This window comes from Stenotrophomonas sp. YJH_SMC_43, assembly GCF_059372535.1.
Map to the genome: position 1 here is coordinate 1 of NZ_JCAFVQ010000011.1, position 12,969 is coordinate 12,969.

The 12,969-nt window shown below is 65.3% G+C and carries 10 protein-coding genes; 4 read left to right on the forward strand and 6 right to left on the reverse strand.

Annotation, left to right across the window (positions count from 1 at the left end; genetic code table 11):
* Positions 1 to 529 precede the first annotated feature (529 nt).
* From AC5QAH_RS21095 to AC5QAH_RS21105, 3 genes are all read right to left on the reverse strand, one after another.
* Positions 530 to 997 (reverse strand): hotdog fold domain-containing protein, encoded by a 468-nt coding sequence (locus AC5QAH_RS21095; protein ID WP_049481837.1) that lies wholly within the window; start codon positions 995 to 997, stop codon positions 530 to 532.
* Positions 998 to 1,072: 75 nt separating this feature from the next.
* Positions 1,073 to 3,550: an acyl-CoA dehydrogenase gene (locus tag AC5QAH_RS21100; protein ID WP_043399155.1), complete on the reverse strand. Its 2,478-nt coding sequence runs from the start codon at positions 3,548 to 3,550 to the stop codon at positions 1,073 to 1,075.
* The gene (locus tag AC5QAH_RS21105; RefSeq protein ID WP_043399152.1) at positions 3,547 to 4,464 is read right to left on the reverse strand and encodes an alpha/beta fold hydrolase; all 918 of its coding nucleotides are present in this window, start codon (positions 4,462 to 4,464) and stop codon (positions 3,547 to 3,549) included. Before AC5QAH_RS21105 ends, AC5QAH_RS21100 begins: the two co-directional genes overlap by 4 nt.
* A 141-nt stretch (positions 4,465 to 4,605) precedes the next feature.
* On the opposite strand from AC5QAH_RS21105, the gene AC5QAH_RS21110 reads away from it, so the two are divergent.
* Positions 4,606 to 5,208, forward strand: coding sequence for a TetR/AcrR family transcriptional regulator (locus tag AC5QAH_RS21110; RefSeq protein WP_006464233.1), 603 nt, complete (start codon positions 4,606 to 4,608; stop codon positions 5,206 to 5,208).
* A 148-nt stretch (positions 5,209 to 5,356) separates the two neighbouring features.
* On the opposite strand, the gene AC5QAH_RS21115 is transcribed toward AC5QAH_RS21110, so the two are convergent.
* The 3 genes from AC5QAH_RS21115 to hslO all read right to left on the reverse strand — a co-directional run bounded on the left by AC5QAH_RS21115 (position 5,357) and on the right by hslO (position 10,361).
* A complete protein-coding gene (locus AC5QAH_RS21115) occupies positions 5,357 to 8,119 on the reverse strand; it encodes a TonB-dependent receptor domain-containing protein (RefSeq protein WP_049454381.1) in 2,763 nt (920 codons plus the stop codon).
* A 383-nt stretch (positions 8,120 to 8,502) separates the two neighbouring features.
* Positions 8,503 to 9,351, reverse strand: coding sequence for an XOO1806 family protein (locus AC5QAH_RS21120; RefSeq protein ID WP_010482736.1), 849 nt, complete (start codon positions 9,349 to 9,351; stop codon positions 8,503 to 8,505).
* A gap of 116 nt (positions 9,352 to 9,467) precedes the next feature.
* A complete protein-coding gene (gene hslO, locus AC5QAH_RS21125) occupies positions 9,468 to 10,361 on the reverse strand; it encodes an Hsp33 family molecular chaperone HslO (RefSeq protein ID WP_495232551.1) in 894 nt (297 codons plus the stop codon).
* Positions 10,362 to 10,438: 77 nt separating this feature from the next.
* On the opposite strand from hslO, the gene mtgA reads away from it, so the two are divergent.
* The 3 genes from mtgA to AC5QAH_RS21140 all read left to right on the forward strand — a co-directional run bounded on the left by mtgA (position 10,439) and on the right by AC5QAH_RS21140 (position 12,662).
* Positions 10,439 to 11,188, forward strand: coding sequence for a monofunctional biosynthetic peptidoglycan transglycosylase (gene mtgA / locus AC5QAH_RS21130; RefSeq protein WP_010482738.1), 750 nt, complete (start codon positions 10,439 to 10,441; stop codon positions 11,186 to 11,188).
* Positions 11,189 to 11,251: 63 nt separating this feature from the next.
* Positions 11,252 to 12,271, forward strand: a complete 1,020-nt coding sequence (locus tag AC5QAH_RS21135) for a glycosyltransferase (protein ID WP_049454375.1) — start codon at positions 11,252 to 11,254, stop codon at positions 12,269 to 12,271.
* A complete protein-coding gene (locus AC5QAH_RS21140; RefSeq protein WP_019336409.1) occupies positions 12,231 to 12,662 on the forward strand; it encodes a CBS domain-containing protein in 432 nt (143 codons plus the stop codon). The genes AC5QAH_RS21135 and AC5QAH_RS21140 overlap by 41 nt, the downstream gene beginning before the upstream one ends.
* The last annotated feature ends 307 nt before the right edge of the window (positions 12,663 to 12,969 follow it).

Genomic DNA, 12,969 nt, shown 5'->3' on the forward strand with positions numbered 1-12,969 from the left:
GCTCCAGCAACTGTTCGGGCGGATCAAGGGAGATTCCGGCGTGGGCGCCAAGCTACATGGCGATCGTCGAGATCCAGGCTCGTACGGCGGCCCACGCCGGCTCTCGACACCTACGCTGCCAGATTTCCATCAGATAAGGCTTGGCCGCGGCATCCATGCCGCGGACACCCCCGCGAACCCAACCCGCCCGGCCTCAGACAGGTTCCGTGCGCGGCCAGCCCACGGAGAAGAAAAAAGAAGATCAAGAGCAACAGCGGGTCGCTGCGCTCGTGGGCTCTGCGCGCATGAAAAAAGCGGCCATTGGGCCGCTTTTGCTTCTGCTCTTCTTTTTTCTCTTGCGTGGTGGACGCCGCAGAGATCTGTCAGAGGCCGGAGGGGTGGGGCCGGGCGGGGTATCCGCGCCATGGATGGCGCGGCTAAGCCTACAGGGACGTACTTGCGGCGTCCCCGCCCGGCCCCATCCCTCCGGCCCAACCGATAAACCGCTTTCGCCGCCCACCCACGAGGGGCTGCGCCGTTCGCCGGGACACTACTTTGCCGGCGACATCCACATGTCGATGATCGCGCTGAACACCTCGGTGCCCGCGCGGTCGCGCACGCTGACCGTCACCGGCAGCGCATAGCCCTCGGCCGCGACCACAATCGGCTGTGCCGGCAGCGCCACCGCCTGCAGCGTGCCACGCGCCTTGGCCAGGTACTGCACCTGCATCCCCTTCGGGATCCAGCGCATGCCCTTCGGCAGCGACGCGTCCACCATCAGCCCGGCGGTCAGCTCGGCCAGGTTGCACATCGCGATCGCATGCACCGTGCCGATGTGGTTGCGCACCTTGCGGCGATCGGCCAGCGTGCCTTCGCAGCGGCCGTGTTCCAGGCGGGTGATGCGCGGTGCGATGCTGGCGAAGTAGGGCGCCTTGAAGCAGACCGCGCGCGAGAACAGCCAGTTGCCGGCGGGCCAGCGCTGCAGGCGGTGGTAGAGCGAAAGCAGGGGCGTGGACATGATCGGTTTCCGGTCGGCGGATAGAACGACGGCGAGCCGAGGCCCGCCGTCGAAGGCAACGCGTGTCGCGGGCAATCAGGCCGCCTGCGAATGCGGATCCTTGTGCTGGCGGTCGTAGTAGCTGGCCGCGCGCAGCTCGTGGGTGTCGAAATCGTCCACGGTGATGGTGTCCAGGGTCAGCGTGCGCAGCTCTTCCAGCAGGCTGCGCTCGTCCTGGGTGATCACGCCCTCGGCCACGGCTTCGTCCAGCTGGGCCTTGAAGTCCAGCGCTTCGATGCCCTTGCTCTTCAGCGCCTTGAGGAACTTGCGCTCCACCGGCTCGGCCATGATCGCCTTGCTCAGGTAGCTGTTGATGCGGCCACCCGGGTTGTTCTCGCACGGGGTCAGGAACACGCCGCTGGCCAGACGATCACGCGCTTCGTTCGGCGCCATCAGCAGGGCGGCGACGCGGCGGCTCAGACGGTCGCCCGGAGCCTCGGCACGACGGCCCAGCGGGAAGATCAGCGCCCACATCAGCCAGCCGATCGGACGGATCGGGAAGTTGCGCAGCGCGGCCGACAGCGATTCCTCGATCTTGTGCACGCTGTCATGGAAGGCCCAGGCCAGCAGCGGCTGGTCGGCCTGCGGTGCGCCTTCGTCGTGGTAGCGCTTGAGCATGGCGCTGGTCATGTAGACGTGGCTCAGCACATCGCCCAGGCGGCCTGACAGCGATTCCTTGAACTTCAGCTTGCCGCCGAGGGTCATCATCGAGATATCGGCCATCAGCGCCAGGTTGGCCGAGTAACGGTCCAGCTTGCGGAAGTAGCGGCGGGTATAGGCGTCGCCCGGGGCGGCGCCGAAGCGCGCGCCGGTCAGGCCGAACCAGAACGAACGCACGGCATTGGAGATACCGAAGCGGATGTGGCCGAACAGGCTGCGGTCGAACTCCTGCAGGCCGGCACGGGTGTCCGGATCCTGCGCGGCCTTCATTTCCTTCAGCACCCACGGGTGGCAGAGGATCGCACCCTGGCCGAAGATCAGCAGGCTGCGGGTCATGATGTTGGCGCCTTCCACGGTGATCGCGATCGGCGCGGCCTGCCAGCTGCGGCCGGCGAAGTTGCGCGGCCCCAGGATGATGCCCTTGCCGCCGATCACGTCCATCATGTCCGAGATCACCTCGCGGCTCATGTTGGTGCAGTGGTACTTGGCGATCGCCGACGGCACCGACGGCACGTCACCACGGTCGACCGCCGCGGCGGTGGCCTGCGACAGCGCGCTGATCTTGTAGGCCTTGCCGCCGATGCGGGCCAGCGCTTCTTCCACGCCCTCGAAGCGGCCGACCGACAGGCCGAACTGCTTGCGGATGCGTGCGTAGGCGCCGGTGACGGCGGCACCGGCCTTGGCACCGCCACTGGCGGTGGACGGCAGCGTGATCGAGCGGCCCACGGCCAGGCACTCGTTGAGCATGTTCCAGCCCTTGCCGGCCATGGCTGCGCCACCGATCAGCTGGGTCAACGGAATGAACACGTCCTTGCCGCGGATCGGACCGTTCTGGAAGGTCGAGTTCAGCGGGAAGTGGCGACGGCCGATTTCAACACCAGCGGTGTCGCGCGGCAGCAGGCCCAGGGTGATGCCGATGTCGCGGGTATCGCCGATCAGGCCATCCGGGTCGTACATGCGGAAGGCCAGGCCGATCAGCGATGCGACCGGCGCCAGGGTGATGTAGCGCTTGTCGAAGGTCAGCTTGACGCCGAGCACCTGCTCGCCGTTCCACTCGCCCTTGCAGACGATGCCGTAGTCCGGAATGGAGGTGGCGTCGGAACCGGCGAACGGACCGGTCAGGCCGAAGCAGGGCACCTCGCGACCATCGGCCAGGCGCGGCAGGTACTGGTCCTTCTGTTCCTGGGTGCCGTAATGCACCAGCAGTTCACCCGGGCCCAGCGAGTTCGGCACGCCGACGGTGGAGCTGACCACCGAAGACACCGAGGCCAGCTTCTGGATGACCTTGTGGTGGGCCAGTGCGGAGAAGCCCAGGCCGCCGTATTCCTTCGGGATGATCATGCCGAAGAACTTGTTCTTCTTGATGAAGGCCCACAGCTCCGGCGGCAGGTCGGCATGGACGTGGGTGATTTCCCAGTCGTTGACCATGGTGCACAGCTCTTCCACCGGGCCATCGAGGAAGGCCTGTTCTTCGGCGGTCAGCTGCGGCTTGGGATAGTTGAGCAGGATGTTCCAGTCCGGATCACCGGTGAACAGTTCGCCCTCGAAGCCGACCGAGCCGGTTTCCAGCGCGATGCGCTCGGTCTGCGACAGCGGCGGCAGCACCTTGCGGAACACCTTCATCATCGGGCCGGTCAGCAGCGGCTTGCGGATGAACGGCAGCAGCAGCGGCACGGCGATGACGGCAAGCACGGCGGCCGCGACGATCGTGGCGGTCTGGTTGACGTAGGGAATGAACCAGCAGGCGGCCAGCAGGGCCACGCTGATCAGCGTCCAGGTAACCAGCCGCATGCGGTGGTAGGCGACGAACGCGCCTGCCAGCAGCAGGGCGAGGAAGGGAAGAACGATGCTCATGAGCGTGCTCCGGTGACGTGCTCGTTTGTGGCGGACGAAGCCGCAGCGTCTGCTGCGGGCAACACGTCCAGATAGTCCAACACAGTAGCGGTAAAGGCGTCGTTGTCATCGCCGGCGACCATGTGCGTGGCCTGCGGCAGCTGTACATGGCGCGCGTGCGGCGCCAACGCCAGGAATTCGGCCACGGTCTGCGGCGTGACCAGGTCGCTGCGGCCGCCGCTGACCAGCAGCAGCGGGCACTTCACCTGCCGCGCGGCCTCGGCCAGTGCATCCTGGTGCTGCTCGCTGTCGCGGGCCAGTTCGGCCACGAGTCGCGGATCCCAGTGCCAGCGCCAGCGGCCATGGCCGTCCTCGCGCAGCAGGGCGCGCAGCGACTGCTCGGATTTGCGCGGGCGGTGCGGCATGTAGGCCGAGATCACGTCGGCGGCCTGGGTGAGCGAGGCGAAGCCGTCGGGATGGGCGGTCATGAAGGCCAGGATGCGTTCAACACCGGCGGTATCCCAACGCGGGGTGATGTCGACCAGCACCATCGCCGAGAACAGGCCCGGCCAGCGCGATTCGGCCAGCAGGCCGAACAGGCCGCCCATCGAGGCTGCGACCAGCACCGGCGGGCGCGGCTGCTCGCCGGCCAGCACGATCAGGTCATCGGCGAACTGTTCGCCGTGGTAGGGCAGGTCGGCGGCATTCCAGTCCGAATCGCCGTGGCCGCGTGCGTCATAAGCCAGGGTCTGCAGGCCGGCTGCAGACAGGGCACGCGCGGTGGCATTCCAGGCATGACGGGTCTGGCCGAAGCCGTGCGCGAACAGCACCCGGCCACGGCGACCGTGGTCGCTGGCAGTGGCGGCGAGGCGGGCGCCATGGGCCGCCTCCAGGCGCAGGTCATGGAACGCAGCGGGAGTAGGGGATGTAACCATACTTGCTAGTATGGATCGCCTGTGAGGGAAGTCAATACTGCATCGTATGGTGCAGTGCGACAGGCCTGCAGGAGAGGCCTTTGACGGTTTCGACCGCAACGGCGTACTGCAACGAACCCCGGCGTATGGTTAAATCAGCCCATGAATCAACCTGACGCTTCCGCCGGCGAACCGCGCGCCGGCCGCAACAGCCGCCTGAGTGCCGAAGACTGGGCCCAGGCGGCCCTCGACCTGATTGCTGAACAAGGCGTAGGCGCCGTTGCGGTGGAACCGCTGGCGCGGCGACTCGGCGTGACCAAGGGCAGTTTCTATTGGCATTTCCCCTCGCGTGACGCCTTGTTGCAGGCCGCGCTGGAACGCTGGGAACTGTTCGAACAGGAACAGGTGTTCGGCAGCCTGGAAGACGTACCGGACCCGCGCGTGCGCCTGCGCCAGCTGTTCCAGATGGTGGCGCATGAAGTGCAGCCGCACATCATCTACAGCGAGCTGCTGAAGGCATTGGACCATCCGATGGTGCGGCCGGTGATCGACCGCGTGTCGCAGCGCCGCCTCGACTATCTGATCGCCTCGTTCCGCCAGGCAGGGCTCAGCTCGACCGATGCACGCCATCGCGCACGCCTGGCCTACGCCGCCTATGTCGGCTTCCTGCAGCTGTCCCTGCAGCTGCAGCAGCCCAAGCAGGCGCGCGAGGATTTCGAAGCCTATGTCGAGCATCTCATCGAGACGCTGATTCCGAACGGTTGAGCGTTGTTGCTGCGTTGAGTACAGAAAGGCCGCGGCAATGCCGCGGCCTTTTCCGTTGGTGCTGCCGCAACCTGGAACACTGCTGGAACACACAAAAAACAACGGCCCCTTGCGGGGCCGTTGCTGCATCAGCTGATCAGTGGATCGATCAGAACTTCTGCTTGTACTGCATGTACATGTAGCGGCCCGGCAGGTCGTACTGCGGGTCGAACATGTTGTACGAGGTCGAGTACGAGACCGGCGGGTTCTTGTCCCACACGTTGTTCAGGCCGACCATGATGGTGCCCTTCCACGGCGTGTTGTAGCGGAACTGGACGTCGTGGTAGGTGGTGGCGCCCATGTGGTTTTCGCGGTTCTCGGGATCCGAGCAGTAGTTGCGCAGCGAACCACCCAGCAGGCACGACTCGGTCATCCCCGACTTGTAACGCAGGCCGTAGTTGACGCCGAAATCACCATAGGACCAGTCGACGTACAGGTTGGAACGGATGCGCCAGTACGGATCCTGGTCGAGGTAACGTCCCTGGCGACCTTCGACCTGCGAGTCTTCCGTGGCCTTGGTTTCCCACTTGCTCAGATAGGTGCTGTCGAGGGTGACAGTGAACTGGCCGAACGAGGTTTCCGGCAGGCGGTACAGGATGCCCAGATCCCAGCCTTCCACCTTGTACGATGCCAGGTTCTGCAGCGGCATGTTGACGTTGGTGATGGTGTAGTGCTCGGCGGTGGTGCCGTAGGTCGGGTCACGGGTGATCAGGCCGCAGTAGGCTGCCTGCTCAGCCGGCGAACCGCCGTAGCAGTAGTTCATGATGTCCTGGATCGCCGGACGGGTGATGGCGTCCTCGATCTTGATCTGCCACCAGTCCAGGGTGACGTTCAGGCCGGTCACGAAGCTCGGGCTCCACACCAGGCCCAGCGTCTTGCTGGTCGAGGTTTCCGGCTTCAGGTTCGGGTTGGACTTCCAGGTGAACGGTTCGGCGGTCTGGGCGGCACCGGACTGCGGCACGCCATCATCGTCGCGGGTATTGGGCTGCACGAAGCCAGCCGGAACACCCTGGGCAATACATTGCGCCAGCACTGCACCGGTCGGGCCATTGGCGGCCGCGCACGGGTCAGCGTAGGTTTCGAACGAGTCGCCGTCGCCCGCGTACAGGTTGCTGATGCTCGGCGCGCGGAAGCCTTCCGAGTAGTTACCGCGGATCATCAGGTCGTCGATCGGCTTCCAGCGGAAGCCGAACTTGTTGTTGGTGGTGTTGCCGAAGTTGCTGTACTTCGAGTAGCGGGTTGCCGCGCTGAAGTCGAGCAGCTTGGCGCCCGGCAGATCGGCCAGCACCGGGATCGACAGTTCCAGGAAGAACTCGTCCAGGTCATAGCTGCCCTTGGTCGGCTTGGCGCCGTTGCCGGTGCTCAGGCCCGCAGCAATGAAGGCGTCCGGATCGAACTGGCCGGATTCCTTGCGGTACTCGTAGCCCGCGGCGAACGCCAGGGCACCTGCCGGCAGCTGGGCGATTTCACCGGAGATGTTGGCGTAGTAGCCCTTGGACACCAGGCTGGAGGAGTCGTGGGCGGTGAACGAGGTGTAGTCGATGGCGCCCTGGCTGATCGAGCCTTCCGGACCCAGCGCGTTGACCGGTACGCAGCCCTGGATGATGTCGCCACCCGGAGCGGTAACGCACACCGGCACGCCACCACGAAGCTCGGACGGACCATAAGCGTTGCGCAGGTTGGCCAGGTTGAACAGGCCATAGGTCAGGTCGTTCTGGTCGGTCTTGTCGTAGCGGTAGCCGACGTCCCAGTCGAAGTTGCGGTCGGCGAATTCGAAGAAGCCCTCGAAACCACCGTAGAAGTGCCAGTTCTTGACGTTCTGGTTGAACGAACGGCCGCCGCTCTCGTTGAAGCGACGGTTGACGCCGGTCAGGTCTTCACCGGTCGGGTTGTACATGCTGTCCTTGCTCAGGTCCATGCCGGTCACCGGCATGGCAGCCAGCAGCTGCTCGGACTTGCGCTCGTTGTACATCGCCTCGGTGCGGAAGGTGATGTTGTCGGTGACGTTGTACGAGCCCGATGCGAACAGCGAGGTACGCTCCTGCGGGGTCAGCAGGTAGTTGTCCGGTGCGGTGTTGTAGCCGTGGGCGTTGGCGTTGAACGGCGTTTCCACACCGTTGATCTGGACATAGCGTTCGTCATTGCGCAGGTAGGAACCCGGCATGCCGGTGCTGCTCTGGCCGTCGAAGAACGGCGGGCCACCGGCAGAGATCTTGCGATCACCAGCCATGACCTTGTCTTCCTTCACGTAGGAGACACCCAGCATCACCGACGCACGGTCGGTGGTGGTGCCGATGGTGAAGTCGGCCGCTTCGCGTTCGCCGTCACCAGCGCTGTACTGGCCCTTGTAGAAGTTGGCTTCCGCGCCATCGAAGTTCTGCTTGGTGATGATGTTCACCACGCCGGCGATCGCGTCCGAACCGTAGATGGTCGATGCACCGTCCTTCAGGATGTCGATGCGCTCGATCATCGCGGTCGGGATGGTGTTCAGATCGACGCTGCCATCCAGGCCGGTGGTCCAGCGGCGGCCGTTGACCAGCACCAGGGTGCGCGCAGAACCGAGGTTGCGCAGGCTGATGCCGGCCGAACCATCACCACCGTTGTTGAACGTACGGTTCAGGGCGGCACCGTTGGCGGCAACGCGCTGCAGGATGTCGGCGACCGAGGTCACGCCCTGCTTTTCGATATCGGCGCGGGTCAGGCTCAGGACCGGCTGCGAGGTTTCGATGTCGGTGCTCTTGATGCGCGAACCGGTGACCGAGATGCGGTCAAGGTTGGTCGCTTCCTGAGCCTGGGCGGTGGCAGTGGACGCCACACCGGCAACGAGCGCGACCAGAACGGCATCGCGCAGCTTGTTGGACTGGAAATTCATTGGCTCTCTCTCTCCAAGAAATCTTGGCTGGGTTAATGCCCGGCGGGGGAGCGAAAAGCGCTCCCAAATCGCGAGGGCTGAGCCGATAGTAGCGGGCGTTCGCCAAGAATTAAAGCTGCGTTAATCAAGTCTGTGTTTTTGGTAAAGATGAAAATTAATGACTAAAATCAACGAGTTGAATTGCATCTGCGATCACAATGTCTCGTTTGTTAGCGCAAAGTGATGAAAAAAGTTTCCATTGATGTGTATCGCAGTATGTCGACATGAATTGCGCGGTATCCAATTCGTCGAAAAGCGCTTGACGTGTATCACGATCGCGCATATGCAACGGGCGCCTTTCGGCGCCCGGGAGGAGTCACTGCAGGAAGACCCGCGTGGTGGGGTCAGAGATCCTGTTCGTAACGCACGTACGGCACGGTGCCGTCGTCGTTGCTTTCATTGCGTGGGGAGAACGGATTCTTGCCGCGGCTGATCACGTTCTCGGCGCCAACGGTAAGCTGGCCGGACCACGGGGTACGCCAGGTCAGGCCGATGCCCAGGCCTTCCCACTTGCCGGGCTTGCCCGGTACGTCGATCACGCGGCCGATGATGCTGCCGGTGAAGTTGCCGTAGCCGGCGCCGATGCTCAGGCTCTTGCTGTCCCAGCGGTCGACGATGGACGGCGCGGCGTCGGCCAGCGGTACCAGGCGGGCCTTGGCGTAGGTACCGGCAATCGAGACAAAACCCTCGCGGCCGATGTTCTTCTGCGCGAATACGGTCAGGTCGTTCTGCTCGGCGCGCAGCGAGGGTGTCTTGTTCGGGCCGGACAGCCACGCCGGCAGCGTTTCACGGCCGGTACCCGCGGTGATGCCGAGGCGGCTGTTGCCGCGGTTCAGCGCGGCGGTGCCGGTGAAGCGGCGGCTGTTGAGGTCGTCGTCGTCACCCAGGCTGGCCAGCATGCAATGACTGGCCAGGCCGCTCATGCTGGTCCCGCTGCTGCTGTTGCAGAGCAGGCCCAGTGAATCGCCGGAGGACAGGCCGAAGGCCGCATCCAGCGAGTTGCGGCCGAAGTGCCAGCGGGCGCCGGCGGCCTGTTCACCCGTGGGCTCCAGGTACAGCAGGGCCTCGACCTTGCCGCTGCCCTTGTTCCACACCGGCAGCACGGTCCGGGTGTCCTTGCTCTGCGCGTGCACGCCCGTGATCGCGCCAAGGGCGATCAGCAGGGCCAGCGGTAGACGCAGGAAGGTACGCATCGGACCAGTTCAGACAGGGACGGACAACGGAAGTTCCCGCAGAGACGGGAACTTGATCCTAGGGTGTTTATGAATTCTTAACAAGCCTTGATCCCCCCAGATGCAAGACAAGCCGTTTACTGAAGCCGTTCAGGCGCCGGTACAGTCCCCTCGGCACCGTGGAACAGTATGCCGAACTCCGTCAAAGGAAAGTGATACTCCCGCCCGCAGAATTCGCAACGGACCTCGACCGCGCCGGTGTCCACGGCCGCGGCACGGGCCTCGTCCTCGCCCAGCGACTGCAGCATCGATGCGACCCGCTCGCGGGAACAGGAGCAGGCGAAGGACAGCGGCTTGTCGCCCATCAGTTCCGGCTTCTCTTCGTGGAACAGGCGGTGCAGCAGCTGCTCGGCCGGGGTCGCCAGCAGCTCGGCCTTGCCCAGGGTCTCGAACAGGGCGCTGGCACGTGCCCAGCCGTCCTCGTCGCCCTCGTCGCCCGGCAGCTTCTGCAGCAGCAGGCCGGCGGCGCCATTGCGGTCGGCGGCCAGCAGCAAGCGGGTCGGCAGCTGCTCGGACTGGCGGAAGTAATCCTCGAAGGCCTCGTCCAGCTCCGGTGCGGTCAGCGCGACCAGGCTCTGGTAGCGCTGCGGTTCGCGCGGGTCCAGGCCCGGGTTCTCGATGGTGATCGCGAGCAGGGCGTCATCACCCAGGCTGGACAGTTCGCGCGGCGCATCGGCGCCCTCGCTGAGCTGGGCAATGCCGCGCAGGGTGCCGGCGGCGGTGCACTCGGCGAACAGGGTGCGCAGGGCGGTGCTGCTGCGCAGCTGGATCGAGAGGCGGCCATCGATCTTGGTGTGGCCGGTGAACAGCGCCGAGGCCACGCAGGCCTCGCCGAGCAGTTCGGCGGCGGTATCCGGGTACGCGGCGTGGGACAGGATCTCCTGCCAGGTGGCCTGCAGGCGCACGTGGACGCCACGGACGCCAGCGTCGGGAAGCAGGAAGCGGATCAGGGAATCGGGGTTGGCGGTCATCGGCTCACATCGCGCGTAAACGAGGGCGGTTGCCGGATAATGCGCCGACAACCAGATAGAAGAAGGATGCACCAGTAATGGGGGCAGGGGGAGAGCAGCACAAGGTGGAGGCCATCGCGGAAGTCCCGCGCCGCAGGCGCTGGCGCTGGAAACGGCTGCTCTGGCTGCCGCTGCTGCTGGCCGCTTTCAGCTGCCTGCAGGTACTGGTGTTGCGGTTCATCGACCCGCCGGTATCCACGGTCATGCTGTGGCGCTATGGCGAGGCATTGGGCGAGGCCGACTGGTCCTATCGCCTGCACTACCAGTGGCGCGATCTGGACCAGATGGCGCCCAGCCTGCCGATCTCGCTGGTGGCGGCCGAAGACCAGCGCTTCCCCGACCACAATGGCTTCGATCTGCAGGCCATCGAGAAGGCCCGCGACCACAATGCCAAGGGCGGGCGCCTGCGCGGTGCCAGCACGATCAGCCAGCAGGTCGCCAAGAACCTGTTCCTCTGGCAGGGCCGCAGCTGGGTGCGCAAGGGCCTGGAAGTCTGGTACACGGTGCTGATCGAAGCACTGTGGCCGAAGGAACGCATCCTGGAGATGTACGCCAACATCGCCGAGTTCGGCGATGGCGTCTATGGCGCGCAGGCAGCGGCACAGACGTTCTGGGGCAAGGACGCGGCCCGGTTGAGTCCGGCCGAGAGTGCGCGGTTGGCGGCGGTGTTGCCGGCACCGCGACGCTACAACGCGGCCAAGCCAGGGCCGTACGTGCAGCGGCGCGCGGCATGGATCCAGCGCCAGGCACGACAGCTGGGCGGCGCGTCCTATCTGTCGGAGGACTGAGGCGGGCGCGCTGCGATCGGCAGGCGGCGGGTCGTGTGCGCGCCGGCAACGTACAATCCGGGCATGAACCGCGAACGGCTCACTTTTGTCATCGCTGCCTACAACGAGGCCCTGGCACTGCCGCTGCTGCATCCACGGCTGTGCGCGGTGCTCGATGGTATGCCCGACATCGATGGCCACATCCTGTATGTGGACGATGGCAGCCACGACGGGACCTGGCAGGTGATCGCAGGATTGTCGCAGGGCGACGCGCGCGTATCGGCGTTGAAGCTGTCGCGCAATTTCGGCAAGGAGGCTGCGCTGACTGCCGGCCTGGATCTGGTGCGCGAAGGCGCGGCGATGATCCTGGATGCCGATGGCCAGGACCCGCCGGAACTGGTGCCGCAGTTCGTTGCGCGCTGGCGCGAAGGCCATGACAACATCTATGGCACGCGCATGGCCCGCGATGGCGAGGCCTGGATCAAGCGCGCCACGGCGGCGGCGTTCTACCGGGTGATCGGTCGCCTGTCACGCACGCCGATCCCTGCCGATACCGGTGACTTCCGCCTGCTGTCGCCGCGCGCGCTGAGCGCGCTGCGCGAGATGCGTGAACGCCACCGCTTCATGAAGGGTCTTTTCAGCTGGGTCGGATTCAAGCGGATTGCCGTGCCCTACCACCGTCACGCGCGCGTGGCCGGCTCCAGCAAGTTCAGCCTTTGGCGGCTGTGGAACTTCGCGCTGGAAGGAATCACCGGCTTCTCGACCGTTCCCCTGCGGGCGGCGACCTACATGGGCCTGGCAACGGCGGCGGTTGCTTTCGTATTCGGTGTGTGGGTGATCGCCAAGGCGGCCCTGTACGGTGACCGGGTGGCGGGTTGGCCGACGATGATGGCGGTGATCCTGTTCCTGGGCGGGGTGCAGTTGATCGCCCTGGGCCTGATCGGTGAGTACCTGGGACGGCTGTACGAGGAATCCAAGCAGCGCCCGTTGTACCTGGTTGACGCGTGGCTAGCATCGTCCGTGGCAGACTCGGCCCTGCAACCCACCCTCGGAGGGCAGGCAGATGACCACGGTACGGCAACTGTTGGACGGCAAGTCTCCTGAAGTACATGCGGTCGCGCCGGATGCAGCGGTGATCGATGCGATCCGGTTGATGGCGGAAAAGGGCATTGGCGCGGTGCTGGTGATGGACGGGCCGCGGCTGGTCGGGATCCTGTCGGAGCGCGATTACGCGCGCAAGATCGTGCTGCGTGATCGTTCGTCGCGGGATACGGCGGTGGCCGAGATCATGACGGCGAAGGTGGTGACGGTCTCCCCGGGCGAACAGGTAGAGCACTGCCTGCAGCTGGTGACCGATTACCGCATCCGCCACCTGCCGGTGGTGGAGGGGGCGCAGGTGCTGGGGGTGATTTCCATCGGCGACCTGGTGAAATCGGTGATCGATGCGCAGCGGCGCGAGCTGGATCAGCTGCAGCAGTACATCGTCGCCGGGTGAGGGTGTCGCTGGCGGGCCTGCGGCCCGCCGGCCCGCTTTTCGAAGCCAGAGCCGCAGCCAAAGCCAAAGCCAAAGCCAAAGCCAAAGCCAAAGCCAAAGCCAAAGCCAAAGCCAAAGCAGCGCCTTCCTGATACGTTGGGAGGCGGAGGGTGCGGCTGGGCAGGACACGCCGCAAGTACGTCCCTGTAGCAACTGTGTTGAGAGATGGGCCTTGGCCCCGCCGACAGTCGCACACGGTAGTGCCGGCCGCTGGCCGGCAGCCTTTTGGGGCACGCGCGGCAGGTTGGCTTCAGGCGGGGATCGATCC

Excerpts from the sequence above, each read along its gene's own strand:
- AC5QAH_RS21095 (WP_049481837.1), bottom strand. The coding sequence starts at position 997 with ATGTCCACGCCCCTGCTTTCGCTCTACCACCGCCTGCAGCGCTGGCCC.
- AC5QAH_RS21100 (WP_043399155.1), bottom strand. The coding sequence starts at position 3,550 with ATGAGCATCGTTCTTCCCTTCCTCGCCCTGCTGCTGGCAGGCGCGTTC.
- AC5QAH_RS21105 (WP_043399152.1), bottom strand. The coding sequence starts at position 4,464 with ATGGTTACATCCCCTACTCCCGCTGCGTTCCATGACCTGCGCCTGGAG.
- AC5QAH_RS21110 (WP_006464233.1), top strand. The coding sequence starts at position 4,606 with ATGAATCAACCTGACGCTTCCGCCGGCGAACCGCGCGCCGGCCGCAAC.
- AC5QAH_RS21115 (WP_049454381.1), bottom strand. The coding sequence starts at position 8,119 with ATGAATTTCCAGTCCAACAAGCTGCGCGATGCCGTTCTGGTCGCGCTC.
- AC5QAH_RS21120 (WP_010482736.1), bottom strand. The coding sequence starts at position 9,351 with ATGCGTACCTTCCTGCGTCTACCGCTGGCCCTGCTGATCGCCCTTGGC.
- hslO (WP_495232551.1), bottom strand. The coding sequence starts at position 10,361 with ATGACCGCCAACCCCGATTCCCTGATCCGCTTCCTGCTTCCCGACGCT.
- mtgA (WP_010482738.1), top strand. The coding sequence starts at position 10,439 with ATGGGGGCAGGGGGAGAGCAGCACAAGGTGGAGGCCATCGCGGAAGTC.
- AC5QAH_RS21135 (WP_049454375.1), top strand. The coding sequence starts at position 11,252 with ATGAACCGCGAACGGCTCACTTTTGTCATCGCTGCCTACAACGAGGCC.
- AC5QAH_RS21140 (WP_019336409.1), top strand. The coding sequence starts at position 12,231 with ATGACCACGGTACGGCAACTGTTGGACGGCAAGTCTCCTGAAGTACAT.